At 67.3% G+C, this 24,507-nt stretch carries 22 protein-coding genes, 1 tRNA gene and 1 pseudogene; 14 read left to right on the top strand and 10 right to left on the bottom strand.

Translation table 11 applies throughout. The features are described 5' to 3' along the window. The 3 genes and pseudogenes from MKK63_RS21545 to MKK63_RS21535 all read right to left on the bottom strand — a co-directional run. On the bottom strand, positions 1 to 1,611 hold a 1,611-nt coding region (locus MKK63_RS21545), incomplete at its 3' end, for a glycoside hydrolase family protein (RefSeq protein ID WP_244005434.1). 325 nt (positions 1,612 to 1,936) lie between these two features. Next, positions 1,937 to 4,123 (bottom strand): putative bifunctional diguanylate cyclase/phosphodiesterase, encoded by a 2,187-nt coding sequence (locus MKK63_RS21540; protein WP_244005432.1) that lies wholly within the window; start codon positions 4,121 to 4,123, stop codon positions 1,937 to 1,939. 137 nt (positions 4,124 to 4,260) lie between these two features. Further along, positions 4,261 to 4,482 (bottom strand): annotated as a pseudogene (locus MKK63_RS21535) (integrase core domain-containing protein); the annotation flags it as partial. Positions 4,483 to 4,698: 216 nt separating this feature from the next. Here MKK63_RS21535 and MKK63_RS21530 point away from each other — a divergent pair. Together MKK63_RS21530 and MKK63_RS21525 are read left to right on the top strand one after the other, a co-directional pair. Then, positions 4,699 to 4,893 (top strand): hypothetical protein, encoded by a 195-nt coding sequence (locus MKK63_RS21530; protein ID WP_244005430.1) that lies wholly within the window; start codon positions 4,699 to 4,701, stop codon positions 4,891 to 4,893. 166 nt (positions 4,894 to 5,059) lie between these two features. Then, positions 5,060 to 5,248 (top strand): hypothetical protein, encoded by a 189-nt coding sequence (locus tag MKK63_RS21525; protein ID WP_244005428.1) that lies wholly within the window; start codon positions 5,060 to 5,062, stop codon positions 5,246 to 5,248. A 39-nt stretch (positions 5,249 to 5,287) separates the two neighbouring features. On the opposite strand, the gene MKK63_RS21520 is transcribed toward MKK63_RS21525, so the two are convergent. Then, positions 5,288 to 5,364, bottom strand: a tRNA-Pro gene (locus tag MKK63_RS21520). 143 nt (positions 5,365 to 5,507) lie between these two features. On the opposite strand from MKK63_RS21520, the gene MKK63_RS21515 reads away from it, so the two are divergent. The 9 genes from MKK63_RS21515 to MKK63_RS21475 all read left to right on the top strand — a co-directional run bounded on the left by MKK63_RS21515 (position 5,508) and on the right by MKK63_RS21475 (position 15,837). Further along, complete coding sequence (locus MKK63_RS21515; protein WP_244005426.1) at positions 5,508 to 6,779, top strand: glycosyltransferase family 4 protein; 1,272 nt, start codon at positions 5,508 to 5,510, stop codon at positions 6,777 to 6,779. 116 nt (positions 6,780 to 6,895) lie between these two features. Continuing rightward, positions 6,896 to 7,216, top strand: coding sequence for a rhodanese-like domain-containing protein (locus MKK63_RS21510; protein ID WP_244005424.1), 321 nt, complete (start codon positions 6,896 to 6,898; stop codon positions 7,214 to 7,216). 144 nt (positions 7,217 to 7,360) lie between these two features. Beyond that, the gene (locus MKK63_RS21505) at positions 7,361 to 8,515 is read left to right on the top strand and encodes an efflux RND transporter periplasmic adaptor subunit (protein WP_244005423.1); all 1,155 of its coding nucleotides are present in this window, start codon (positions 7,361 to 7,363) and stop codon (positions 8,513 to 8,515) included. Between the two features lie 107 nt (positions 8,516 to 8,622). Further along, on the top strand, positions 8,623 to 11,820 hold the full coding sequence (locus MKK63_RS21500) for an efflux RND transporter permease subunit (RefSeq protein WP_243920791.1): 3,198 nt from the start codon (positions 8,623 to 8,625) through the stop codon (positions 11,818 to 11,820). A gap of 97 nt (positions 11,821 to 11,917) precedes the next feature. Continuing rightward, positions 11,918 to 12,436, top strand: coding sequence for a hypothetical protein (locus MKK63_RS21495; RefSeq protein WP_244005420.1), 519 nt, complete (start codon positions 11,918 to 11,920; stop codon positions 12,434 to 12,436). 89 nt (positions 12,437 to 12,525) lie between these two features. Continuing rightward, positions 12,526 to 13,302: a lysophospholipid acyltransferase family protein gene (locus MKK63_RS21490; protein WP_244005418.1), complete on the top strand. Its 777-nt coding sequence runs from the start codon at positions 12,526 to 12,528 to the stop codon at positions 13,300 to 13,302. A 122-nt stretch (positions 13,303 to 13,424) separates the two neighbouring features. After that, positions 13,425 to 13,871: a hypothetical protein gene (locus tag MKK63_RS21485; RefSeq protein ID WP_244005416.1), complete on the top strand. Its 447-nt coding sequence runs from the start codon at positions 13,425 to 13,427 to the stop codon at positions 13,869 to 13,871. A gap of 142 nt (positions 13,872 to 14,013) precedes the next feature. Next, positions 14,014 to 15,120 carry a DUF2125 domain-containing protein gene (locus MKK63_RS21480; protein ID WP_244005414.1) on the top strand — a complete coding sequence of 369 codons (1,107 nt, stop codon included), beginning with the start codon at positions 14,014 to 14,016 and terminating at the stop codon, positions 15,118 to 15,120. Between the two features lie 54 nt (positions 15,121 to 15,174). Continuing rightward, the gene (locus MKK63_RS21475) at positions 15,175 to 15,837 is read left to right on the top strand and encodes a phosphoribosylanthranilate isomerase (protein WP_244005412.1); all 663 of its coding nucleotides are present in this window, start codon (positions 15,175 to 15,177) and stop codon (positions 15,835 to 15,837) included. A gap of 2 nt (positions 15,838 to 15,839) precedes the next feature. On the opposite strand, the gene MKK63_RS21470 is transcribed toward MKK63_RS21475, so the two are convergent. The 4 genes from MKK63_RS21470 to rpsA all read right to left on the bottom strand — a co-directional run bounded on the left by MKK63_RS21470 (position 15,840) and on the right by rpsA (position 19,754). Further along, the gene (locus tag MKK63_RS21470; protein WP_244005409.1) at positions 15,840 to 16,208 is read right to left on the bottom strand and encodes a LapA family protein; all 369 of its coding nucleotides are present in this window, start codon (positions 16,206 to 16,208) and stop codon (positions 15,840 to 15,842) included. Between the two features lie 18 nt (positions 16,209 to 16,226). Next, positions 16,227 to 16,538: an integration host factor subunit beta gene (locus tag MKK63_RS21465; RefSeq protein ID WP_244005407.1), complete on the bottom strand. Its 312-nt coding sequence runs from the start codon at positions 16,536 to 16,538 to the stop codon at positions 16,227 to 16,229. Between the two features lie 51 nt (positions 16,539 to 16,589). Further along, positions 16,590 to 17,552: a signal peptide peptidase SppA gene (sppA, locus tag MKK63_RS21460; protein WP_244005405.1), complete on the bottom strand. Its 963-nt coding sequence runs from the start codon at positions 17,550 to 17,552 to the stop codon at positions 16,590 to 16,592. Positions 17,553 to 18,041: 489 nt separating this feature from the next. Next, positions 18,042 to 19,754 carry a 30S ribosomal protein S1 gene (rpsA, locus tag MKK63_RS21455; RefSeq protein ID WP_244005403.1) on the bottom strand — a complete coding sequence of 571 codons (1,713 nt, stop codon included), beginning with the start codon at positions 19,752 to 19,754 and terminating at the stop codon, positions 18,042 to 18,044. A gap of 562 nt (positions 19,755 to 20,316) precedes the next feature. Here rpsA and MKK63_RS21450 point away from each other — a divergent pair. Then, positions 20,317 to 21,060 carry a Crp/Fnr family transcriptional regulator gene (locus MKK63_RS21450; protein ID WP_409564537.1) on the top strand — a complete coding sequence of 248 codons (744 nt, stop codon included), beginning with the start codon at positions 20,317 to 20,319 and terminating at the stop codon, positions 21,058 to 21,060. A 19-nt stretch (positions 21,061 to 21,079) separates the two neighbouring features. Here the strand turns inward: MKK63_RS21450 and MKK63_RS21445 are convergent, their stop codons facing one another. Continuing rightward, positions 21,080 to 21,928, bottom strand: a complete 849-nt coding sequence (locus tag MKK63_RS21445) for a transglutaminase-like domain-containing protein (protein ID WP_244005399.1) — start codon at positions 21,926 to 21,928, stop codon at positions 21,080 to 21,082. Positions 21,929 to 22,249: 321 nt separating this feature from the next. Between MKK63_RS21445 and serA the strand changes: the two genes are divergently transcribed. Beyond that, entirely contained in the window at positions 22,250 to 23,500 is a 1,251-nt protein-coding gene (serA, locus tag MKK63_RS21440) for a phosphoglycerate dehydrogenase (protein WP_244005397.1), read from the top strand. A gap of 151 nt (positions 23,501 to 23,651) precedes the next feature. Beyond that, positions 23,652 to 24,125 carry a hypothetical protein gene (locus tag MKK63_RS21435; protein ID WP_244005395.1) on the top strand — a complete coding sequence of 158 codons (474 nt, stop codon included), beginning with the start codon at positions 23,652 to 23,654 and terminating at the stop codon, positions 24,123 to 24,125. Positions 24,126 to 24,128: 3 nt separating this feature from the next. On the opposite strand, the gene MKK63_RS21430 is transcribed toward MKK63_RS21435, so the two are convergent. Further along, positions 24,129 to 24,281 (bottom strand): hypothetical protein, encoded by a 153-nt coding sequence (locus tag MKK63_RS21430; protein WP_244005393.1) that lies wholly within the window; start codon positions 24,279 to 24,281, stop codon positions 24,129 to 24,131. Positions 24,282 to 24,507: the final 226 nt, after the last annotated feature.

Raw genomic sequence — 24,507 nt, 5'->3', positions numbered from 1 at the left:
TGGCCCTCGTCGGGCAGCACCCTGGCCAGGATCGGGCCGACGGCCCCGAGCAAGGCCGGAAGGAGAGCGACGAACTCCATGGTCAGGCACCCTTCTCATGTTGTGGCGGACGGCATCCCGCAGCCACAGCCACCAAGATTCGGCAGGGACGGCCGGCCTGCCGGTGATCGGCGCCAGCGGGTCGGGGCGCGCGGGCGCGATCGGTGTCGCGCCGATCGGCGCGCGCACCGGCTCGCGGTCGCCCCGGCGGGCGTAGACGGCGCCATAGGCGGCTAGCGCGGCTTGGTCGCGCTCACCCTGGCGGCGGATGAGGATCGAGCCGGGCCGGTCCCACATCAGGAAGGCCTCGACCGCGCGGGCAAGGTCGCCGGCATTGGCCAGCCGCACGACGCTGGAATGCGCGAAGTTCGGCTGGCCGATGTTGAAGCACAGCGAGCAGCAGGCGTCGAAGAACGGCTGCGGCACCGGCTTGGCGAGCGCGGCGCGTACGGCCGCGACGTAGGGCTCGAGGTCGGCGACGCGGGCGTGCACCCGGCCGCCGTCGCCGGGCGCGATCGCCCCGCGGGTCACGACCGAGGTGACATGGCCCGGGATCGTCGCGGCGGCGGCGTCGGCACGGGTGGTGAAGGTCAGGCTGTCCGGGTTCTGGACCCGGCTCTCGACCGCCGCCACGCGCGGCCCGAGGTTCTGGCTCTCGATCGCGGACAGGCGCGCCAGGGCGTCGGTCGAGACCGGATCGAGGCTCAGCGCATCGGTGAGGTCGCGCACGACGATCACCGCGATGTCGGTCAGGCCGTCGGCGCCGAAGGTCTGCACGAACGGCCGCGCGTAGACCGCGTTCGGCGGCGCCGCGATCAGCACCGCCGCGCCCGGGCTCGCCGCGAAGGTGGTGGCGACTTCCTGCCGGCCGGCCGAGGCCAGCAGGTCGCGCAGATCCTTGACCACCGTGAAGGCCCGCGCCCCGGGCAGGACGTTCTTGGCTTGGTCGAGCCACGCGATGGCGAGGCGCACGGTGTCGTTCGAGGGGTCGGAGGCGTCGGCGCGGCGCCGGACGACGAACCGCGCCCGGTACACGCGGCCGGGCTCGACCGGATACGCGACGCGGCTGCCGATCACACTGGATCCGCGCACCCGGGCGACGCTGCCGTCGGCCCCGAACGCCAGCGCGTCCGCGGCGAGCCGCGGCAGTGCGCCGGTGTCGCCGCCGAGCTGCGCCGCGTCCGCGACCAGCGCGAAGGCGAGGCCGCCCTGGCCGGGCCGGTCGGTGCGGCCGGTATAGGCGAGCTCGGCGCCCGCCGCCCGAAGCGCGGCCGACGACACGCCCGCCTGGAGCGCCTCGACGCGATCGAGCGGGGCCTTGTCGGCGGTGGCGGCGTTCGCGGTGGCGGAGGCGATCGACCGCACGTCCTGGCCGACGGCGGCGGCGGCGCGCTGGGCGTTGGTGGCGAGGCCCTGGAGCGACGCATCGAAGCCGTTGCTGTTGGCCGCGCCGCCCGACATGGCGACGCCGATCGAGGTCATGTTGCCGACGATCTGGGCGGCCAGCGTCGCCATTGCACCCTGGGCGCGGGAGGTGTCGGCCGCGAAGGAAATGACGAGCGGTTCGGCCATGCGAAGGGTCTCCGGGTCGGGGCCGCGGATATCTGCGTCGATCGGGTTGTGCTTCGGCGCGTTGTCGCGCGGGCGCTCGACGGTGGCGGGCGCTCACCTGCCGAACTCGATTGGCAAGAGTCCGCTAAGGGTGGATTTCAGCCGGTCCGCTTCCGAGCAGTGATAGCGCCGACGCGGACATCATCTGTAGACCGCCCGGTGCGCGTGGTCGCTATACGCACAGCCTGCACCAAACCGTCCACGTCACTTGCTGCACGGTTCACGCCCTACCTTCAAATGCATGAAAAAGAAGGAACATAAGGTATAGCAAGAGGAGCTTCACGTGCTAACGCTGAGCCTGATTAGCTTGAATGTAGGCGCGTGCGGCCAGGGACGATAATGGACGGCTGAATAGAAAACCTTGTACCTGCCCGCAGCCTTCGCGACGTACAAGCTCCAGCTGCTCTGCGGTCTCGACACCCTCGGCGACAATGCCCATACCGAGACGTTCGCCGATACTGACCACAGCCCTCACGATAGCCGCCGCGTCAGGGTCGGCGATGTCGCGGATGAATGATTTATCGATCTTGATTTTGTCAAAGGGGAAGCGGCGTAGGTAGCCCAACGACGAGTACCCCGTGCCAAAATCGTCCAATGCGACGACGATACCGAGGGATCGCAGTCTATGAAGGCAGGCGATCACAGCATCTCCGTCCTGCATCAGAACGCTCTCGGTCACTTCCAGTTTGAGGCGATTGGCTGGCAGGCCCGTGTCGGCAAGTGCGGTAAGTACCGCTTCCTCCAAACCGCTTCGGAACTGCACGGCAGATACATTGACACCGACAAGGAGTGTCTCTGGCCAAGTCAACGCTTCACTACAGGCCTCGCGCAACGCCCAAGCGCCCAGCGGCACGATCAGGCCGTTCTCCTCCGCCAGCGGGATAAACTCCCCGGGCGAGACGCCGCCGCGAACGGGGTGCTGCCATCGCATCAGCGCTTCCAAGCTGACCACGGCTCCGGTGGTGGCGTCCACGACTGGTTGGTAGACGAGGTAAAACTCACCGCGCCGAACCCCCTCCTTCATATCGAGCCCGAGTTGACCGCGACTTGCAACACGTGCTCCAAAGTCAGGGCAGAAGATACGGTACGTGTTGCGCCCCTCAGCCTTAGCTTCGTAAAGCGCCATATCGGCCCGCTTGAACAGTTCGTCTGCATCCCGGTCGCGCTCTGTGGCGATCGTTAAACCGATGCTCACACCAACTTCCACGATTTGCCCGTCGAGGTGGATAGGTGCTGCCACGGCGGCTATCAGCCGCTCGGCGACAACATCCGCGGCACAGGGTTCGTCGAGATAGGTCAAAACGATCGCGAATTCATCGCCGCCGACGCGAGCGACTGTGTCATAGGGGCGCAGTACGGATCGCATCCGCACAGATACTTCGCGTAGAAGAGCATCGCCCGCTGGGTGACCCAAACTGTCGTTGATCGCCTTGAAGCGGTCGAGGTCACAGACGAGCACGGCAGTCGGGCTGCGCGTTCGCGCTGTTTGGGCGATGGCTTGATCTAGACGATCGTGGAATAACGCGCGATTGGGCAATCCGGTCAAAGCGTCGTGCAAGGCTAGGTAGTGGATCCGGTCCTCTGCTTCCCGACGCACTGACACATCGCGAAGAACGGCAATGTAGCCGGAAAGACTGTCCGCATTTCCCTCATGAAGCCGGCTCACGGATGCTTCGATCCAAACGTGGTGGCCATCTTTGTGCTTGTACCGAACGCAACAGGTTGGTCGCTCATCGATGCCGGCCAGCACCTGCGTCCAGTGCTCGGCGAAGATGTGAGTATCGTCGGCGTGAATCAGGTTGAATGCCTGTGCGCCAATCAGCTCCTCGGGCGTGTACCCGAGAATATTCCGTACCGCGGCTGAAACGTAGGTGCGACGCATGTCCACGTCGCAGAGGACGAAGATATCATTTGCGCTGTCGGCGATAAGGCGGAAGCGACGCTCGCTGTCAACCGCCTGCCGTTGCGCACGATGTGTCACGTGATGTGCGATCCGCCCGCGCAGGGCAGCTTCAATGAAAACAGCAAGATCGGAGAGGCGTTCCCGATCCTTTGCGTCGAACACCGCCCGCGGCACGGTATCGGCCACGCACACGGTCACCTTATTCGCCGCGCCATCGTCGAGTGAGATCGGGACGCCGGCATAGAAGCGGAGGTGCGGTTCGTCCGTGACGTATGGGTTACGGACGACGCGATGATCGGCCAGGGTGTCGAGGATGACAAGGGGGATGTGTTGCTGTCCGACAGCTGTGAGCGCACAGAGTGCGTCAGAACGTGACGATGAATTGAGCGACAAGCCCTCGCTGCCTAGGAGAAACTGACACGCCTCGTCGAGCCGCGACACATATGCATAGCGAACACCGAAAAGCCCTGCGGCGACGCGGCAAATGGCGTCGAGCTGCGGGTCGCGAGGCGAGGTACGCCAATTCGCACTGTTGGCGGTTTCAGAGGACGCACAGGGACGCTGGGCCATCGACATCTCAACCCGATTGAATTGCACCCCCATGTTCGAGGAGAACGTTTAACAATCTACGGCATGTATAAAACCGAGATACAGAGTCTATTCGACTCGCGCATCAGACCATTTGTCGCTGTATGGAGTTGCCCCCATCAAACCGGACACGGGACTGGTTGCATCTGAGCACGGATGAACTCACGCGGCGAGCGCATGGCGAGCCCGCGATGGGGATGGTGTTCGTTGTAGTCGGTGAGCCAGGCGCCGATCCGCGCCAGGACGGTGTTGGCGTCGGGCCGGGGTTGGACGCGGGTATAGTCGCGCTTGAGCGTCTTCACGAACGCCTCGCTCACCCCGTTGCTCTCGGGCGAGCGCACCAAATTAACTGCTGTTGATCACCCTAGTGCTCTGACGCGTTCACTTCGTTCATGCGAGTGAGCACTAGTTCTTTGGGTTTCCATCATTTTTTCCGGACTCGGCTGACGCCTCCGTCTGGATTGATGCACTAGGGTGTCGACCAGGGTCATCTCGTCCACAACCCGATCGCCACGTTCGAGCGCGCCTACCGGTCGGATCGCTCCGATCAGATCTGGATGCCCGAGCATGTCGCGGCCTTCGCCGAGGCGGCCACGCCTGAGATCTGGCTCGCGATGATGCTCGCGCTCCATACGGGCCAGCGGCAGGGGGATCTCCTGGCGTTGCCTTGGAGCGCCTGGGACGGACGCGCGATCACGCTGCGCCAGGGAAGAGCCGGCGGCTCATCTATCTACCGGCGACGCGCGCCTTGAAGGCTGCGCTCGATGCGGCGCCGCGCAGGGCTACGACAATCCTCGTGGCAGTTCGCGGGGCAGCCTGGCGCAAGCGCCGATACCACGCGGTATGGAGCGAGACGTTCGCGGCCGCGCGGATCACGGAGGACCCGCACCTCCACGATCTCCGGGGACGGCAGTGACGATGCTGGCCGAGGCCGGTTGCACGGTCCTGGAAATCGCAACGATCACCGGGCACAGCCAAGCGCACGCTCAAAAAATCCTGGACCGCTATCTCGCCTGCATGCGCAGCCTCGCCGAGTCAGCGATCGCGAAGCTCGACGATCACCGCCGGATCCGGGACAGTTTGCAAACGGACCTGCAAACGGCGTGATGTGCGGTTCCGGAAAGACCGCTAAGCCGTTGAAGGTAATGGTCGGAGTGGCCGGACTCGAACCGACGACCCCCTGTCCCCCAGACAGGTGCGCTACCGGGCTGCGCTACACTCCGACGCCCCATGGGCTCGGCGCTCTTAGCCGTCGCGCAGCGCCTGTGCAAGTCCTTCGCGCGGTCTGGCCCGGGGCCGGAAGCGCTGGCGCTCCCGGCTTGCGGCCGCTACGGGGTGCGCGCGTCCCCGACAGCACTGACGGTTCATGACCGACCGACCGATTGCCTTCGATCTCACGCGCCTGGTCACGCGCCTGCGCCACGCGAGCCCGTCCGGAATCGATCGCGTCGATCTGGCCTATGCCCGCGCCTACCTCGGTCGCGACAGCGTCGGTGTCGTCTCGACGGCGGCCGGGCCGCGGATTCTGGATCGGGATCGCGCGCGTGCGATCGTCGAGGCGGTGGCGGCCGGATGGGTCGAGGATTGCGAGGCGCCAGACGATCCGGTCTATCGGCAATTGGCATTGCGCTGCGGCGCGTCGGCCGTTGCGCCCATTAACGAGGTTGCGCGGGCCGGCACCGGGGCACGGCGCCGGATCCAGGCCCGGACAGCGGCCGAGATCGCGTTGCGCGGCCGAACGGTCGATGCGCTCCCTCGGGGCGCACTCTATCTCCATACGTCGCACCTGCGCCTGGACGATCCCCGGCGCTTCGACTGGCTCTACACCCGCCGGGACGTGCGCAGCGCCTTCTTCGTTCACGACCTGATCCCGATCACCCACCCCGAATACGGCCGCGCCGGCGAGGCCGACCGCCACCGGGCGCGCCTGCGCACGATCGGGCGGCACGCCGCCGCCATTCTGGTGAACTCCGCCGATACCGGACATCGCACCCTGGATCACCTCGCCGCCGAGGGCTTCGGCCGGCCGCCGGTGGCGGTGGGCCATCTCGGCGTCGAGCCCGCCTTCGGGCGCGTGGGGCCGCGCTTCCAGCCTGACCGGCCGACCTTCCTGGTCTGCGGCACCATCGAGTCGCGTAAGAACCACCTGCTTCTCTTCCAGATCTGGCGGCATCTGGCCGAGCGGCATGGGGCGGCCACACCCCGGCTGATCGTGGTCGGGCGCCGGGGCTGGGAGGCGGAAAGCGCCATCGATATGCTGGAGCGGTGCCCGGGCGTTCGCGCGCACACCATCGAGGCGACCGGCCTGTCCACGCACGGCCTTGCCGCGCTGATGCGCAGCTGCACCGCGCTGCTGATGCCGTCCTTCACGGAGGGCTACGGGATCCCGCTCGTGGAGGCCGCCGCCTCCGGATTGCCGGTGGTCGCCTCCGACATCCCGGTCCACCGGGAGATCGCCGAGGGCTTCGCCCTCTTCTGCGATCCCCTCGACGGTCCGGGCTGGATCCAAGCAATCGAATCGCTGGCGACACCGGCCTCACCGCTGCGGTCCGACCTTGCCGGCCGCCTCGATGGATACAGGCCGCCGAGTTGGGTCGCCCATTTCGACGCTGTGGGGCCGACCCTCGCGGCGCTCTGAGGTCGATCGCGCTCGGCAGGCCCTGGACGCCAAGTTGCACGGGTCGGGCCTGACGAATATGGAAAAGCATCAGTCCGACAGACTGACGAATCTCAGGCAGAACGGAGATCCTGCCGATGCAGGTGGTCGACCTCGATCGCGATGCGGTCAAGCGCGGGCTTGACGACGGCTCGATGCTGGTCATCGATGTGCGGGAGCCGCACGAATACAGCGCCGGACATATCCCCGGGGCGGTCTCGCATCCGCTTTCCAGCTTCGATCCACAGGCCGTCGCCGCCCTGGTGGCCGAGGATGGGCGGCAGCCGGTCTTCTCCTGTGCCTCGGGTATCCGGTCGGTTCATGCGCTGATGGCGGCGCAGCAGGCGGGCCTCGATATCACCCGACACTACAAGGGCGGCTTCAAGGATTGGTACGGCGCGGGCGAAACCATCGAGTAGCCTGCCGGATCAATCCGGCCTCCGGGGCCGTCATGTGCGCGGGCGCACAAGCAACATCGTTGCTTGCGGGTTACGGCGCGCTGGCGGCGGAACTATCGTCAAGCTCGGCGCGACCGATGGTCGGCCTATGGACAGCAGGACCCGATGCGCAGCCGGCTTCTCAGCCTTCTCACCGTGCTCTCCGGACTGGCCGTCGGCCTCGCCGCGGGGCCGCTTTCGGAGCCAGCTCACGCCCAGGCGCCGGGCGGCCCTCCGCCGAAGGTCACCGTGGCGAAGCCCGTGGTGCGCCAGATCATCGAGCAGGACCAGTATACCGGCCGCTTCGAGGCGATTGATTACGTCGAGGTTCGTGCCCGGGTCACCGGCTACCTCGAGAAGATCAACTTCGTCGACGGCCAGACCGTGAAGAAGGGTGACGTTCTGTTCGTCATCGACCGCCGTCCCTACAAGGCGGCCCTGGAGCAGGCCCAGGCGGCTGTGGCCTCCGCCAAGGCGCGCCAGTCCTTCTCGCAGACGGATCTCGAGCGTGCGCAGACCCTGTCGCGCAGCGGCAACATCTCCGAACAGGTCACGGACCAGCGCCGGCAGGCTTCGCAGACCGCCCAGGCCGACGTCGACAGCGCCCAGGCCGCCCTCAACAACGCCCAGCTGAACTACGACTTCAGCGAGGTGAAGGCGCCGATCAACGGCCGGATCAGCCGGCGTCTGGTCACCGAGGGCAACATCGTCAGTGCCGATCAGACCATGCTGACGACGATCGTGTCGCTCGACCCGATCTACTTCAGCTATACGGTCGATGAGAAGGCGTTCCTGAAGTACCAGAGCAGCCTCGGCATCGGCATGGGCCAGACCCAGCAGGGCAAGGGCGTGCCGATCCTGATTGCATTGTCGGGTGAGCCCAAGCCGACCCGCAAGGGTACGCTCGACTTCGTCGACAACCGCGTCGACAACGCCACCGGCACGATCCTGCTGCGGGCGACCGTCCCGAACGCCGATTTGTTCATCAAGCCCGGTCTGTTCGGCATCGTCTCGATGCCGGCAACGAAGTCGTTCGAGGGGGTCATGATTCCCGACGAGGCGGTGGCCGCCAATCAGGACAAGCGGATCGTCTACCTCCTCGGGCCCGACAACGCGATCCAGCAGAGGGACGTGGTGCTCGGGCCGAAGGTCGATGGCTACCGGGTGATCCAGTCGGGGTTGAAGGGCGACGAGCTGGTCGTGGTCAACGGCACCTCGCGGGTGCGGCCGGGCGTGAAGGTGACGCCCGACACGATCGAGCTGCCCCCGAGCAAGACGTGAGCCTGACCGGCTCGCCAGGACTGCCTTCGCGCGCGCCGAGCGGCGCGCCCCGCACCGACGACGCAGGGCCCCGTCCGGGAGACCGGCGGGCCTCAGAGGTTTGACCGATGCGTTTCGCCCATTTCTTCGTCGACAGACCGATCTTCGCGTCCGTCACGTCGATCGTGTTCCTCATCCTCGGCTTCGTGGCCTACGAGAGCCTGCCGGTCTCGCAGTACCCCGAGATCGTGCCGCCGACCGTGACGGTGCGCGCCTCGTACCCGGGCGCAAACGCCGAGACCGTGGCCGCCACGATCGCGACGCCGATCGAGCAGGAGGTCAACGGCGTCGACAACATGCTCTACATGACGTCGTTGTCGACCAACGACGGCAACATGCTGCTGACCGTGACCTTCAAGGTTGGCACCAACCTCGATATCGCCAACGTGCTGGTGCAGAACCGGCTCTCGGTGGCCCAGCCCCGCCTGCCGCCGGACGTGCGCAACCTCGGCGTCACCGTGCGCAAGGCCTCGCCCGACCTGATGCTGGTCGTGCACCTGCTCTCGCCGAACAAGACCTACGACCAGAACTACCTCGCCAATTACATCTACCTGAACATCCGCGACGAGCTGCTGCGCCTCGACGGCGTCGGCGACATCACGATCTTCGGCGGTAACGAATACGCCGAGCGGATCTGGGTCGATCCCAACAAGCTTGCCGCCTACGGCCTCTCGGTCACCGACGTCACCACGGCGTTGCAGGAGCAGAACGTCCAAGTGGCGGCCGGGCAGCTCAACGGCCCGCCCGCGGCCAAGAGCGAGGCGTTCCAGCTGGTCGTCCAGTCGCAGGCCCGCTTCAAGACGCCCGAGCAATTCGCCGAGGTGATCATCAAGGCGCAGGACGGGCGCCTCGTTCGGGTGAAGGACATCGCCCGCGTCGAGATGGGCCAGAAGGACTACACCACCAACTCCTACCTCAACGACACGCCCGCGGTGGGCATCGGCGCGTTCCAGCGGCCAGGCACCAACGCGCTGGACGCGGCGGCGTCGGTCAAGAAGGTGATGGAGACCGTCAAGAAGAACTTCCCGCCGGACGTCGAGTACCGCATCGCCTACAACCCGACCGAGTTCATCGAGGAGTCGATTCACGAGGTCTACAAGACCCTGTTCGAGGCGGTCGGCCTCGTGGTGATCGTGGTGCTGGTGTTCCTCCAGAGCTGGCGGACCGCACTGATCCCGGTGATCGCGATTCCCGTGTCGCTGATCGGCACTTTCGCGGCGATGGCGGCCTTCGGTTTCTCGCTCAACAACCTGACCCTGTTCGGGTTGGTGCTCGCCATCGGCATCGTGGTCGACGACGCGATCGTGGTGGTGGAGAACGTCGAGCGCAACATGGCCGAGGGGCTCTCCGCGGGAGACGCCGCCCACAAGACCATGGACGAGGTCGGCGGAGCGGTCATCGCCATCGCCCTGGTGCTGGCCGCGGTGTTCGTACCGACCGCGTTCATCCCGGGCATCTCGGGCCAGTTCTACAAGCAGTTCGCGCTGACCATCGCGGCCTCGACGCTGATCTCGGCGTTCAACTCGCTCACCCTGTCGCCGGCGCTCTGCAAGCTGCTGCTGGTGCCCCACCATGCCCGTAAGGAGCCGAAGTTCTTCCTGACGCGGTTCGTGGCTTGGCTGGCGAACGGCTTCAACCGCGCGTTCGACGCGACCTCGAACGCCTATGGGCGGACCATTCGCGTCCTGACCGGCGGGATCGTCGGTTTGGGCGTGATGCTGCTGATCTACGCCGCGGTGATCGCCGGCACGCTGCACCTCGCGCAGACGACGCCGACGGGCTTCATCCCGGACCAGGACCAGGGCTACCTGATCGGCGTCGTGCAGCTCCCGTCCGGCGCTTCCCTCGACCGCACGACGGACGTGATCCTGCGCGCCGCCAAGCAGGCCCGCACGGTCGACGGCGTGGCCAATGCGGTGATCATCGCGGGCTTCGACGGCGCGACCTTCACCAACACCACCAATGCCGGCGTGATGTTCCTGACGCTCAAGGGCGCGAAGGAGCGTGCCGAGACCGGACGCAGCGCTGGGGCGATCACCGGCGACGTGCTGAAGGCTACCTCGGACATCCAGGAGGCCCGGGTGATCGTGATCCCGCCGCCGCCCGTCCGTGGCCTCGGCAGCGGCGGTGGCTTCAAGATGCAGATCGAGAGCCGGCAATCGTCGGAGATCGGGCCGCTGATGGCCGCGGCTGGCGCGGTGATCGGTCAGGCGAACCAGAGCTCCGACGTGCAGCGCGTCTTCACGACCTTCGACAACTCGACGCCGCAGCTCTTTCTCGACATCGACCGCACCATCGCGCGGATGCTGAACGTGCCGCTCGCCAACGTGTTCTCGTCGGTTCAGGCGGATCTCGGCGGCACCTACGTCAACGACTTCAACACCCTGGGCCGCATCTACCAAGTGCGCTTGCAAGGCGACGCCGCCTTCCGCACGTCGATTCAGGACATTTCCCAGATCAAGGTCCGCTCCTCCACCGGCGCGCTGGTGCCGATGGGCACGCTCGCCTCGGTGCGCGACGTGACGGGACCGCAGATCGTTCAGCGGTTCAACCTGTACTACTCGGTGCCGGTGCAGGGCGTGGCCAAGCCAGGCATCTCGACCGGTCAGGCGCTCGACGCCATGGAGGAAATCGCCAAGAAGAACCTGCCCGACGGCTATTCCTACGACTGGACTGAGATCGCCTATCAGCAGAAGGCGGCGAGCGGCACGGCGGGCGCGGTCTTCGCCCTGGGCGTGCTGCTGGTCTTCCTCGTGCTCGCCGCGCAGTACGAATCCTGGGCCCTGCCGCTCGCGATCCTGCTGGTGGTGCCGACCGGCGTGCTCGCGGCGCTCGCAGGCGTGCAGTTCCGCGGTCAGGACAACAACATCCTGACCCAGATCGGCCTGATCGTGCTGATCGGCTTGGCTGCCAAGAACGCGATCCTGATCGTGGAATTCGCGCACGACATCGAGCAGCGCGAGCATCTGAGCCCGGTCGACGCGGCGGTGGAGGCCTGCCGCCTGCGCCTGCGCCCGATCCTGATGACCGCCTTCGCGTTCATCCTCGGCACCCTGCCGCTGGTGATCGCCACCGGCCCCGGCGCCGAGATGCGCCAGGCGCTCGGCACGGCGGTGTTCTTCGGGATGATCGGCGCGACCTTCTTCGGCCTGTTCCTGACGCCGGTGTTCTACGTGGTGATCCGCCGCTTCTCGCTCTGGCTCGGCCGGTTCCGGAAGAAGCACACGCACGGCGATCACGGGGACGCTGCGCCGGCCCACGGCTGACGCGCCGCTCCGGCTTCTGGAAGCCGCGTCCGATCCGCCAGGATCGGGCGCGGCTTTCGCGCGACGGGAGGACCTGTCCGGTGTAGAGGCTGGCGGCATGCACGCCCTCGGCCGTCTGTTCCTTGGCGCCCTCGCCCTCGTTTTCGCCGTTCCGGTTGGCTGCGCCGTCCTGGTCATGGCGCTCGTCGTCGATCCGGCTGCGCAGGCTTGGCTGACCGGCGGCGCGCTCGCCGGCCTCGACATGGCCCTGTCGGACCTCTCGGCCGGCCTGCCGCCGGAGGGACTTGTCCTGTTCATTGCAGGCCTTGCCCAGGCGCTGTTCGTCCTGCTGGCCGTGCCGCCGGCCTTCGTGGGTCTCTGCGGAGAGGTCCTCGGGCGGCGCGGCCTGATGTGGTACGGCGCCGGCTGCGGCGCGCTGACCGCTGCTCTCCCCTGGCTCACCCGCGGCGTGCTTCGCTCGGGCGAGGCCGGCCGCAATCCAGGTCTCCTCGCGGCCGAAGCGCGGCTGACCCTGATCCTGTTCGTGGTCGGTGCGAGCGCCGGCCTCGTCTACTGGCTGATCGCCGGTCGCCGGGCCGGCCTCGTCCGGGACGATCGCGCGAGGGAGGCTGCCTGAAGCTGTTGTCGCGGGACGCCGTCGACCAAGTTCGCTTGGCCGCCGGTATCCCGCCGCGCTACAGGAAAGGCGCCCAGCCCCGGATTCCGATGCTCGCCCTGCGCTCCCTCGCCTTCAACATCTGCTTCTATGCGCTCACCACGGTGCTGGCGGTCGCCGGCTTACCGACCCTGGTCTCCGGGCGGGCTGTGATGCGGCTGGCTTATCTCTGGGGACGGATCACCCTCTGGCTGCTGCAGACGGTCGCTGGCACCCGGGTCGAGTTCCGCGGACTGGACAACATTCCCCCGGGGCCGATGCTGGTGGCGGCCAAGCACCAGTCGGCGCTCGAGACCCTGGCGCTCTGCACGGTTCTGCCGAACTTCGCCTACATCCTGAAGCGTGAGCTGCTCTTCATTCCGCTGATCGGCTGGTACCTGTCGCGCAGCGGCATGGTGGCGATCGACCGTTCCAAGGGCGCGCGGGCCATGAGTCTGATGAACGCCGCCGCCGTCGAGGCCATCCGGCAGGGCCGCCGGCTGATCATCTTCCCGGAGGGGACCCGTCGTTCCGTGGGGGCCCCGCCGGCCTACAAGCAGGGCCTGTCGCACCTCTACACCGCGTTGCACGTCCCCTGTCTGCCGGTCGCGCTGAACACCGGCTTGTTCTGGTCGCGCAACAGCCTCGTCCGGCGGTCGGGGACCGCGATCATCGAGTTCCTGCCGATCATTCCCCCCGGACTGCCCCGGCAGGAGTTTCAGGTCCTGGTCCAGGACCGCCTGGAGGCGGCTTCGAGCGCTCTGGCCGATGGAGCACGCCACGGCCTCGACGCTGCGGCGCATCCGGTTCCGGACGCCGAGTCCACACCGTTCCGATCCCGTCGCTGAACCGTCTGCGCGTCGCCCGCCACACATGATCCCGGCTTGTGGATAACGGGCATCATCCCCACATCCTTTCCTAGGAACGTCGCCCTTGACGGCTGTGGATATCGCAGGCTAGGTTGGAACAAATGGCGAACAGAAGAGCCCTGTCCTGGTCGGCCGCGCTTCGCGACCTGAAGGACGATCGCACCCGGAGGCAGGATGTGCGTGAAGAACGCCTCAAGACGAATGCAGGCCTGCGCGGCGCGCCTGCGCTGCCGCTCTCGGCTTGGCGGGGCCGCTCCGGCCGGCGCTACGTGGTCGGGGTTCATCCGGCCGGGGGCTTCGATGTCGACGAGATGGCGGAGGCCGTGGTGATCGCCGTGCGCCGCGACGATACCGGCATCGCCAAGATGGTGTCGGTTGCCACCTCGAAGGAGAGCCCGCGGGATCACCTCTGCCGGACGTGGCTGGAGCGTGTCCGCAACGGCGGTGCCACCGAGATGCATGTGCATCGCCTCGCCGATAGCGAGGCCGACCGGATGGCGATTGCGGACGATTTGAAGGCGGATACGGTGGAGCCGGCTCAGGTCTGAGCGCGGGGCCGACGGGTCCCTCCGTGCCGTTCGATCCGCGTCGCCGTCGGTCCGGGTCGCCGTTGCCCCAGTTTCGCCCCTTGCGTGGCCTCATGGCGGGGTCGTGACGTCCCTGTAGGGGATCGAGGCGGGAGCGGAACGCATGGTGCAGGATCGGACACAGCCGGAGCATGCGGCGCAGACGTACCCGCGCGGCGACAGGCGTCGCTCACGTCTCGGGCTGTTTCTCCCCTACATCCTCCTCACCCTCGTGGTGGTGGCTTGGTCGATCGGCTGGTTCTGGATCCGCGGCCGGGCGGTCGGTGAGATCGACGGCTGGATGGCGCGGGAGGCGGCTGCGGGCCGGAACTGGGGGTGCGCCGACCGGACCGTGACCGGCTATCCCTTCCGCATCGAACTGCGCTGCAGCGCCGTGACCCTGGACCGCTCGGACGGCCGCTTCCGCCTCGGGCCGACGACCGCGGTGGCGCAGGTCTATCAGCCACGCCTCGTGGTGTTCGAGAGCGCGGGTCCGTTCCACGTCGAACAGGGTGGGTTGACGGGTGACGCGTCCTGGCGGGCCCTTCAGGGCAGCTTTCACGGCGCGTCGGATGGATTCACCCGAGCGTCGGTGGTGATGGACGACCCGAAGGTCGCGGTGACGGGCGTGCCGACCGGACCGATCGACGTCTCGGGGCAGCATCTGGAACTGCATGCCCGGCCCGATCCCGGCCGATACACATCCGAAGGCGCCGTGGATCTCAGTCTGCGCCTGACACGGGCGGAGGTCCCACAATTCGACGTGCTCACCGGTACGCAGGATCCGGCCGACCTCGTGCTGGACGCGGCGCTGTCTCAAGCCACGATCCTGCGCACCGGGCCCGTGCCGCGGGAGCTGGAGCGCTGGCGTCAGGCCGGCGGAACGCTGGACATTACGGGGCTCTCCCTGGCCAAGGGCCAGCAGCGCATCCAGGCGAAGGGCAGCCTCGCCCTCGACGCGGCTCACAGGCCGGCCGGACAGCTCAATCTCCGGGCGGCGGGGATCGATACGCTCGTCGGCAGCATCGTGGGACAGCGCTTCGGCTCGGAACGCGGCGCCCTCGTGAGTCAGCTTGTCGGCGGCCTTCTCGGATTGAGCCGTCGCCCGCAGCCCGATGCGCCGGCCGATGCGGCACCGCTGAAGGATCTGCCGCCGATCCGGCTGGTCGACGGCAAGGTCGTCTTCAGCGGCTTCCCGATCCCGAACGTCTACCTGCCCGCCTTGTATTGAGGGCTCCGACGCTACGCGCATGCTCCCGGCATCCGGATCGGCTATAAGGCGCCCATGGCTTCCGCGACCGCTTCCCAAGCCCGCATCAAGATCTGCGGGCTCAGTACCGAGGACACCCTGGACGCCGCCCTGGCGCTCGGGGTGGATTGGATCGGCCTCGTGCATTTCCCGCGCAGTCCGCGCCACGTGAATCTTGCCCGCGCCGCCGCCCTGTCGTCCCGCGCGAAGGGGCGTGCCGAGCGCGTGGTCCTGCTGGTCGATCCGGACGATACCCTGTTGGCCGACGCGATCGTGGCGATGGATCCCGACCTGATTCAGCTGCATGGCCGGGAGACGCCAGAGCGCGTCGCGGCGATCCGCGCTTCGACCCGCCGTCCTGTGATGAAGGCGCTGGGCCTCGCGACACCGGCGGATCTCGCGCCGCTTGCAGCCTACGCAGCGGTGGCCGACCGCATCCTCTTGGACGCCAAGGCGCCCGTAGATGCGGCGCTACCCGGCGGCAACGGCCGGCGATTCGACTGGACGATCCTGGCCGACCGCGACCTGCCGCAGGGCACGATGCTCTCCGGGGGGCTCGACGCCGACAACGTCGCCGAAGCCCTCTCACGGACGCGGCTCGATGCCGTCGACGTCTCCTCCGGGGTCGAAGCGGCGCCGGGGATCAAGGATCCCGAGAGGATCGCCGCCTTCGTCGTAGCCGTGCGGGGAGCGCGCTGAGTTTACCGGGGCGCCGGCAGCGCCGCCCGGCCGATATTCGGGACCGTGTAGGGGCCCGGCGTCTCGCTATCCGGCGCGTAGGTGCGCAGCCGTGTCGCTTCACGCTCGTAGCGCACGGCCTCCCGACGGTGATAGCGGGCCTGCGCCCGGGTCTTGCCCTGGCCGAGCCAGGTGAAGATGCCGCCGACGATGATGCCCAGCGCCACCGCCCCGAACAGGATCGCGTAGAGCGGCAGATCCACGCTGAAGACCGGCGCATCGACGTTGAACGGATCGAACGAGAGCCGGACCGGCACGCGATTGGCCACCGCCAGCAGGATCACCAAGGCGGCGATCGGCAACAGCACGAGGCTCTTCAGGAAACGGATCATCGCGCTCAGGGCTCCTTGCTACTCTGCGGCCGAGGCGGTCTCGCCGATACCGGCCGCGTTGAGGCGCTGGCGCATCTCCTTGCCGGTCTTGAACACGGGGATCGCCTTCTCGGACACGGCAACGGCCTCACCCGTGCGTGGGTTGCGTCCCCGACGCGCCTCGCGGCGCTTGACCGAGAAGGCGCCGAAGCCGCGCAGCTCGACCCGGTCGCCGCGGGCCAGCGCATCCGAAATGGTGTCGAGGATCGCGTTGACCAGGATCTCCACGTCGCGCTGATAGAGATGCGGGTTCTGCTCGGCGATCTTGAGGACGAGCTCCGACTTGATCATGGCGTTTGAGTCTTCTCGCGGGATCGGGGCGGGCGCTGTGTCGACGGCCGTTCAGGGTTCGGGGCGCCAGAGGGCGAGCAACCCGCCGCGGGCGGCCTGCGCCTCCGCGCCGACCATGCGAAGATGGCTCGCCACGCCCTCGAAGCCGAGCAGATCCGCGCCGATCCCGGCCGCCGACCAGAGCGAGAAGTCGCTCTCCGATTTGGGCTTCCAATCCTTGACCGGCAGATCCTTCGTCACGCCCCGGGCGCTCTCCAGCCAAGCGACCGCCTGACGCTCGCTGCCGAGTTCGTCCACGAGCTTCAGGGGCACACTCTGGCGGCCGCTGAACACCCGACCGTCCGAGACGGTCTTCACCTGGTCGGCATCCATGCCCCGCCGTTCGGCGACGAGACCTTTGAACCACGCGTAGGTATCGCCCACCACGGCCGCCAGGGCGGCGCGCGCCTCCGGCGAAGTCGGCGTGAAGCCAGACGGTTCGGCCTTGAGCGGCGACGACTTCACCGACTCGACCTTGACGCCGACCTTGTCGAGAAGGCCCGACACATCCGGGTACTGGAAAAGCACGCCGATCGAACCGACGAGGCTGGTCTCCCGCGCGACGATGTGGTCGGCCGCGATGGCGGTGATGTAGGCGCCGGACGCGGCCGTGCCGTCCACGAAGGCGACGATCGGCTTCTTGGCGGCGAGCGCCCGCAGGTTGCGGAAGATCTCCTCCGAGCCCGTCGTCGTGCCGCCGGGCGAATTGATCGAGACGATGACGGCCTTCACCGCATCGGCGTCGCCGACCCGCTTCATCAGCTTGGCGGTGGCCTCGCTGCCGGCGATGAAGCCGGAGACCGAGATGCGGGCGATCTGGGGCTGGACGGCGAAACCGCCCTCCGCGCCGGTACGGACGCGGTAACCCAGGGCGCCGACCGCCACGATCAGGCCGCCGATGCCGAGCACACGCCAGAGGGACAACCTTCGGCGAAGGCGCCGCCGGTCAATCAGCAGTTCGGCGTCGGCTGCCATGCTGTGCCTTCCCTGAAGCCCCCGGGCCGGCCCCTCGACGGGGTGCGGGAGCCACGCCCCGCGCCGGGCAAGTCCTTGGTTTCGTTCGGCTCACCCGATCCAAACCGGGTGAGGCCGGTGTTCTAAGCATTTACCGCGAGCATGGATACGGGGCGCGCAAAGAAATTGCGGTGCCGCAGGCCAACCGTGAAGGCGGAGCTGTCGCAGGCCGCCTCGCAGCTGAGGATCCGACCTGTTTCCCGGCGATCTGCGCCCGCAGGCGGCAGGTCGTCGAGGCGCTGGAGACTGAGCGCGGACTCACGGTGCCGAACAGCGTTTCCGTGCGGGTCGCCATGGCTGGCGTAACCCGTTGCCGCTCGGCAAACAGATCGTAGAGGATCTGGCGCGATACGCCTCCGCGCACAAAAAACCCGCGCAGGACGCGGTCCCACGCGGGTTCGAGATCTTGGATCTGCCGCCCGAACGGGCCGGGCGGCAGGCGTCAGATGCTCACTCGTCGTCGGTGCGCTTCTTGTTGAACGCCGCACCGAGGATGTCACCGAGCGAGGCACCCGAATCGGCGGAGCCGAACTGGGCCATGGCTTCCTTCTCCTCGGCGACCTCGAGGGCCTTGATCGAGACCTGCACGCGGCGGGCCTTCCGGTCGAACTGCACGACGCGGGCGTCGAACTTCTCGCCGGTGGCGAAGCGCTCGGGGCGCTGGTCGCCACGATCGCGGGCGAGCTCGGCCCGGCGGACGAAGGTGGTCATATCGGTGTCGACGATCTTCGCCTCGACGCCCGAATCCTTCACCTCGGTGACTTCGCAGGTGACGATCTGACCCTTCTTGATCTCGCCGGCCTCGGCGAAGGGGTCACCGCCGAGCTGCTTCACGCCCAGCGAGATCCGCTCCTTCTCGACATCGACGTCGAGAACCTGGGCGCGGACCATGTCGCCCTTCTTGAACTCCTCGATGACCTGCTCGCCGGGACGGTTCCAGTCGAGATCCGACAGGTGGACCATGCCGTCGACATCGCCTTCGAGGCCGATGAACAGGCCGAACTCGGTCTTGTTCTTGACCTCGCCCTCGACCTCGGAGCCGACCGGGTGCTTCTCGGCGAAGCCCTCCCAGGGATTCTGCAGGGTCTGCTTGAGGCCGAGCGAGATGCGGCGCTTGACCGGATCGACTTCCAGGATCTGGACCTCGACCTCCTGAGAGGTGGAGACGATCTTGCCCGGATGAACGTTCTTCTTGGTCCAGCTCATCTCGGAGACGTGGATCAGGCCCTCGATCCCCGGCTCCAGCTCCACGAAGGCGCCGTAATCGGTGATGTTGGTCACGCGGCCCTTGAGCTTGGCGCCCTCAGGGTAACGGGCGGCAATGCCCTCCCACGGATCGGCGAGCAGCTGCTTGATGCCGAGCGAGATGCGGTGCGTCTCGTGGTTGATCTTGATGATCTTGACCTTGACCGTCTGGCCGATGGTGACGACCTCGGACGGGTGGTTCACGCGGCGCCACGCCATATCGGTGACGTGCAGCAGGCCGTCGATGCCGCCGAGATCGACGAAGGCGCCGTACTCGGTGATGTTCTTGACGACGCCGTCGATGACCTGACCTTCCTCAAGGTTGGCCACCAGTTCGGAGCGTTGCTCGGCGCGGCTCTCCTCGAGCACGGTCCGGCGCGACACCACGATGTTGCCGCGGCGGCGATCCATCTTGAGGATCTGGAACGGCTGCGGGGTGCCGAGCAGCGGGGTGACGTCCCGGACCGGGCGGATATCGACCTGCGAGCGCGGCAGGAACGCCACGGCGCCGTCGAGATCGACCGTGTAGCCACCCTTGACCTGGTTGAAGATCGTGCCGGTGACGCGGTCGTTGTTCTCGAACGACTTCTCGAGCTTGACCCAGCTCTCCTCGCGGCGCGCCTTGTCGCGCGAGATGACGGCTTCGCCGAGCGCGTTCTCGATGCGGTCGACGTAGACCTCGACCTCGTCGCCGACCTTCAGCTCGCCTTCCCGGCCGGGACCGGTGAATTCCTTGAGGGCGACACGGCCTTCGGTCTTGGCGCCGATGTCGATGACGGCCACGTCCTTCTCGATCGCGACGACGCGACCCTTGACGACGGACCCTTCGGTAATCTCGTGTTCGAGGAAACTCTCCTCGAGAAGTGCGGCGAAATCGTCGCGGCTCGGGCTATGCCCCAGAGCGGTACCTGCGGTCATTCCATCTCCTGAACGGCCTCCCTCGGAGGCCCGTTGCGCCGGCGGCTCGCGTTGCAGGCACCCCTGTCCGCCGCGGCCCCACCCTGCATTTCCCGGGAGAGGCGACCGGTCCCAGAGGGATCGGCTTGCCGACGCGTCGATACGGATGACGAGGGCGGTCTATCCGGCGGCTCGGCGTGCGCGCCGAAAAGACGAGCGCGCGAGAGCGGGTCCGGTAAGACCCGCGTGCCATACAGCAACACCGTCAAGAGTTCAACCGAACCCGCTGATGCCTCGGATGGCATGGCGCGACCGCAGCCGCGTCTCAGGCTTGCCCGCTTGGACGGGAGCGCGGTACCTCTCCCGCGCGACGGATAAAGCGTGACGGATCCATTGGCGACCAGGGGCGGGTCGTTGCCGGCCGCGTTTGGGCAACGGCTTACACGGAGGCGGCAGCGCATGCTTCGGAGTGTTGGCGATGTCCGGGCTGCACTGCCCTCTACGAGAGGTATATCCGCGCGGCGTCTCGTAACCGAACTGTTCGAGGCCTGACCGCTCGATGCCGACAACTTACACCATGCCGATGGAGCTTTTGGCGCGAAAGCTCGACAGCTGCGCTGAGCTGACCGATTCGGACCGCGCCGCAGTCCTGGGCTTGTCCCACACGGTGCGGGCCCTGCCGGCGCGCCACGACATCGTCCGCTTCGGCGAGCGACCGGGCCAGTGCTGTCTGGTGCTGCAGGGCTGGGTGTCGCGCTACGCCGCGTTGTCGGAGGGCGAACGGCAGATCCTTTCGTTCTACATTGCCGGGGACATGCCCGATCTGCAGAGCCTGCATCTGCATCGGATGGACCACCACCTCGCGACACTGACTGCGTGCACGATCGCGTTCGTCACCCACGACGAACTTCATCGCGTCTTCCGGCACCATCCGAATCTCATCGGCATCTTCTGGCGGGACACCCTGATCGACGGCGCCCACTATCGCGAGCGGATCACCAGCCTCGGTCGGCGGCAGGCCCTTGGCCGCGTGGCCCACCTGTTCTGCGAACTGTACCTGCGCCAGCGTGCGATGGGTCTCACGAGCGGCTTGAGCTGTCCCCTGGCGCCCAAACAGGCGGAGCTGGCTGACGCCCTGGGCCTGACCAGCGTTCACCTGAACCGGGTTCTGCGGACGCTGCGGACACGCGGTCTCGTCACCCTTGGCGGAGGCGTCCTCACGATCGAGGATTGGGACGAGTTGGCCGCGGTAGCCGAGTTCGACCCGACGTTCCTGCACCAAACCGGATATCGCACGCCCGCAAGCGAGCCGGCCGAAACGGTCTGACGTAGCGCGTCAGGCGGCCTCAGGCCGCCTGGGCCAGGGACTCCGCCGTCGCGAGAACCTCGTCGGTATGGACGTCGAACCGCGCCAGAAGCGCCGCGCCGAAGCTCGTGGTCAGGGCGCAGTCGGTCGCGTCGCGCCCGCGGGCCATGACGATGCGACCGATGCGGGGGCGGTTGTGGCGGGCGTCGAACGTGTACCAGCGCGGCCCGGACGGTCCATCGAGATAGACCTCGAACCAGGCGGAGAAGTCCATCGGTGCGGGGTCCTTGGGCACGCCGATGTCGCCGAGATAGCCGGTGGCGTAGCGGGCCGGAATGTTCATGCACCGGCACAGAGTGATGGCCAGATGGGCGAAGTCGCGGCAGACGCCCTCACGCTGCATGAAGCCATCATGGGCGGTGCGGGTGGCGTCGGCACGCTGGTAGTCGAAGCGCAGCCGCTCGTGCGCGTAGTCGACGATCGCCTGGACGCGAGCCCAGCCCTCAGGTGTGGAGCCGAACAGCGACCACGCGGTTTGGGACAGCTTGTCGGTGTCGCAGTAGCGCGAGCCGAGCAGGAACATCAGTACGGCGTCCGGCAAATCCTGCACCGGGATCTGCCGCGCCTCGGGCTCCACCACATCCGGCTCGCCCGTATCGGCGATCGTAAAATCCGCACTCATCGTAATTCGGCCGCCCGGGGCGACGATCCGGGTCGACACGTTCCCGAACGCGTCGACGTTCTGGTGGGCCGGAACCGGCGGGTCGAAGGTGACCACCTCCGGGGTGATCAGGTCGGGACGGCGCTCCGGATGCACATGCAGGAGCAGGTTCATCGGCGTCGGGCCGAACGTGTCGAAACCGATCGTGAAGCCGGTGCGGATATGCATTCGCGTAGACCGTATTGGGCGTCGGCACGACGCCAAGCAGGACAGGGTAAAACAGTATAAGGTTCTAGAAAGCTCGAAGCTTCGACTGGTTCCGCCCTGGCGTGCTGTTTCGGCTGCGGAACTGCCGGCCTGCTCGGCGCACCGCCGATGCCGTGGGTCGAGGACTTCGGCATTTCGGGGACTGACACGGTCCGCTCCGGCATTGCCGATCAGCCACCGGGCTTGTTGCATCGCACTGGACGGACTCGTATCCGTGCCGAGCAGCCATCAGGGCCGGCGGCCGTCCCGTCGCCGTCACCCATTGCCGAACGATCGATTGCGATGACACCCGAAAAGCTCTCCCTGCCAAAGGACAAGATCCGGGTCCTGCTGCTCGAAGGCATCAACGACAGCGCCGTCGCGCTCATGCGCGCTGCCGGCTACGCCAATCTGATCCGGCTGCCGAAGGCGTTGGACCGCGAGGCCCTGCACGAGGCGCTTCAGGGCGTGCACATGCTGGGCATCCGCTCACGCACGCAGCTCGACGCGGCGGCGTTCGAGGCGGCGGACCGGCTGCTGGCGGTGGGCTGCTTCTCGGTCGGCACGAATCAGGTGGATCTGGACGCGGCGCGCCACCGCGGCGTCCCGGTGTTCAACGCGCCGTTCTCGAACACCCGTTCGGTGGCCGAACTCACGATCGGTGAGATCGTGATGCTGCTGCGTCGGATCGTGCCGCGTTCGGTGGGCGCTCATGCGGGCCGCTGGGACAAGTCGGCGGTGGGCTCCCTGGAAGTCCGCGGCAAGACCCTCGGCATCGTCGGCTACGGCAACATCGGCACGCAGCTCTCGACGCTCGCCGAGGCCATGGGCATGCGGGTCCTATTCTACGACCACACCGATAAGCTGCGCCACGGCAACACCGAACCGACCAAGACGCTTCACGACCTCCTCGCCCAGAGCGACGTGGTCTCGTTGCACGTGCCGGAGACCGAGGCCACCAACAACATGATCGGCGAGGCCGAGATCCGGGCGATGAAGCCCGGCGCGATCCTGATCAATAACGCCCGCGGCACCGTGGTCGACCTTAATGCCGTCGCGGCGGCCCTGCGCGACGGTCATCTCAAGGGTGCGGCGATCGACGTCTTCCCGGTGGAGCCCGGGTCCAACGCCGACGCGTTCGTGAGCCCGCTCCAGGGGATCGAGAACGTGATCCTGACCCCGCATATCGGCGGCTCGACCGAGGAAGCTCAAGAGCGCATCGGCTCCGAAGTGGCGCGCAAGCTGATCGACTATTCCGACATCGGTTCGACGGTCGGCGCCGTGAACTTCCCGCAGGTGCAGCTTCCCGCTCGGCCGACCGGCACGCGCTTCATCCACGTCCAGCGCAACCTGCCCGGCATGCTGGGCCGACTGAACGACGTGTTCTCCCGCGGACACGTCAACATCGCGGCGCAGTTCTACCAGACGGATGGCGAGGTCGGTTACGTGGTCCTCGAGACCGATGCTACCAATGCGGATGCCGAGGTGCTGCTGACGGAGATCCGGGCCATCCCGGGCACGATCCGCGCCCGTTTGCTCTACGAGCGGCGCTGAGCACGGTTCTTACACCGCCATCGATCATATCGATGCTGCGTGGATGAACGCGCGCGGTGTTGCCGCGTTCGTCTTGCGCGGTCACCTCGGCCGCGGTTCAAGTAGAACGCGGCCAATACGGGTCGAGTGGTCGTCCGGCGGAGGATTTGCGGTGACGAAGCGTGTTTGGTGCGCCTGGGCCGGCATCGGGTTCGCCCTCGCGGCTTTAGCCGCGATCCCATCATCCGCTTCGGCGGATTGCCTGCGCCGGGTCTACAACCGATCGAGCCTGGTTCTGGTGGCACGTCAGGATGGCGGCCCGCCCGCGGTGCTTCTCCCGGGGCAATCCGTGACGATGCGGCTCGCGCGGCCGGGCCAGATCGATCTCGCGGCGTATTGCGGCATCCCGCAGGCCGGCGGGGCGCCGGTCGAACAGCAGACCTTCGACTATGAGGCGGTACTCGACCGCTGCTTCGTGCGGTTCGGCGGTGATCTCTTCGTCCCGCAGCTGGGACGTGGCTTCATCGGCCTTCAGGGCACCGCGCCCTTCACCGTCAACAACCCACAGCAGGGCGATATCGTCCTGGGGCCCTCGGCGCAGCCGGCCTGCGCCGTCCCCGGAGCCGTGCTGAACCGGCGTGGCTGATCGTTAGAGATAGTGGCGGAACACCACGCCTCCGCCCTCGACAGCGTCGGGGGACGGGGGTGTCGTCGGTCCGATGATCGGGCTGAGCAGACGCAGTCCGATCAGACCGAGGGCGGCGAGGACCGGGGCGACGAAGCGGAACGGGCGGATCAACATCAGCGCCTCCGTGACGCACGCGCTGGCCCGGGGATATGTCTCGCCGACATGTCCTGCCTGCACCTCCGGCGTGCTGGGAGAACATCGCACGGTCGCTTCGCACCCGAGGTGCAATTGCGCACATCGATGGCGGCTGGGCGTGAAGCGGCATCCGCACGTCAGGTCTTTGTTACGGCTGGCCGCTTGCGTCGACGGCATCCCTGGCGTGTGCGGCTGCGCCCTCTTA

Source organism: Methylobacterium sp. J-088, from assembly GCF_022829295.1.
Taxonomy (GTDB): Bacteria; Pseudomonadota; Alphaproteobacteria; order Rhizobiales; family Beijerinckiaceae; genus Methylobacterium.
Note: the sequence above shows the minus strand (reverse complement) of the source record. Positions and strands in the feature narration are given on the sequence as shown.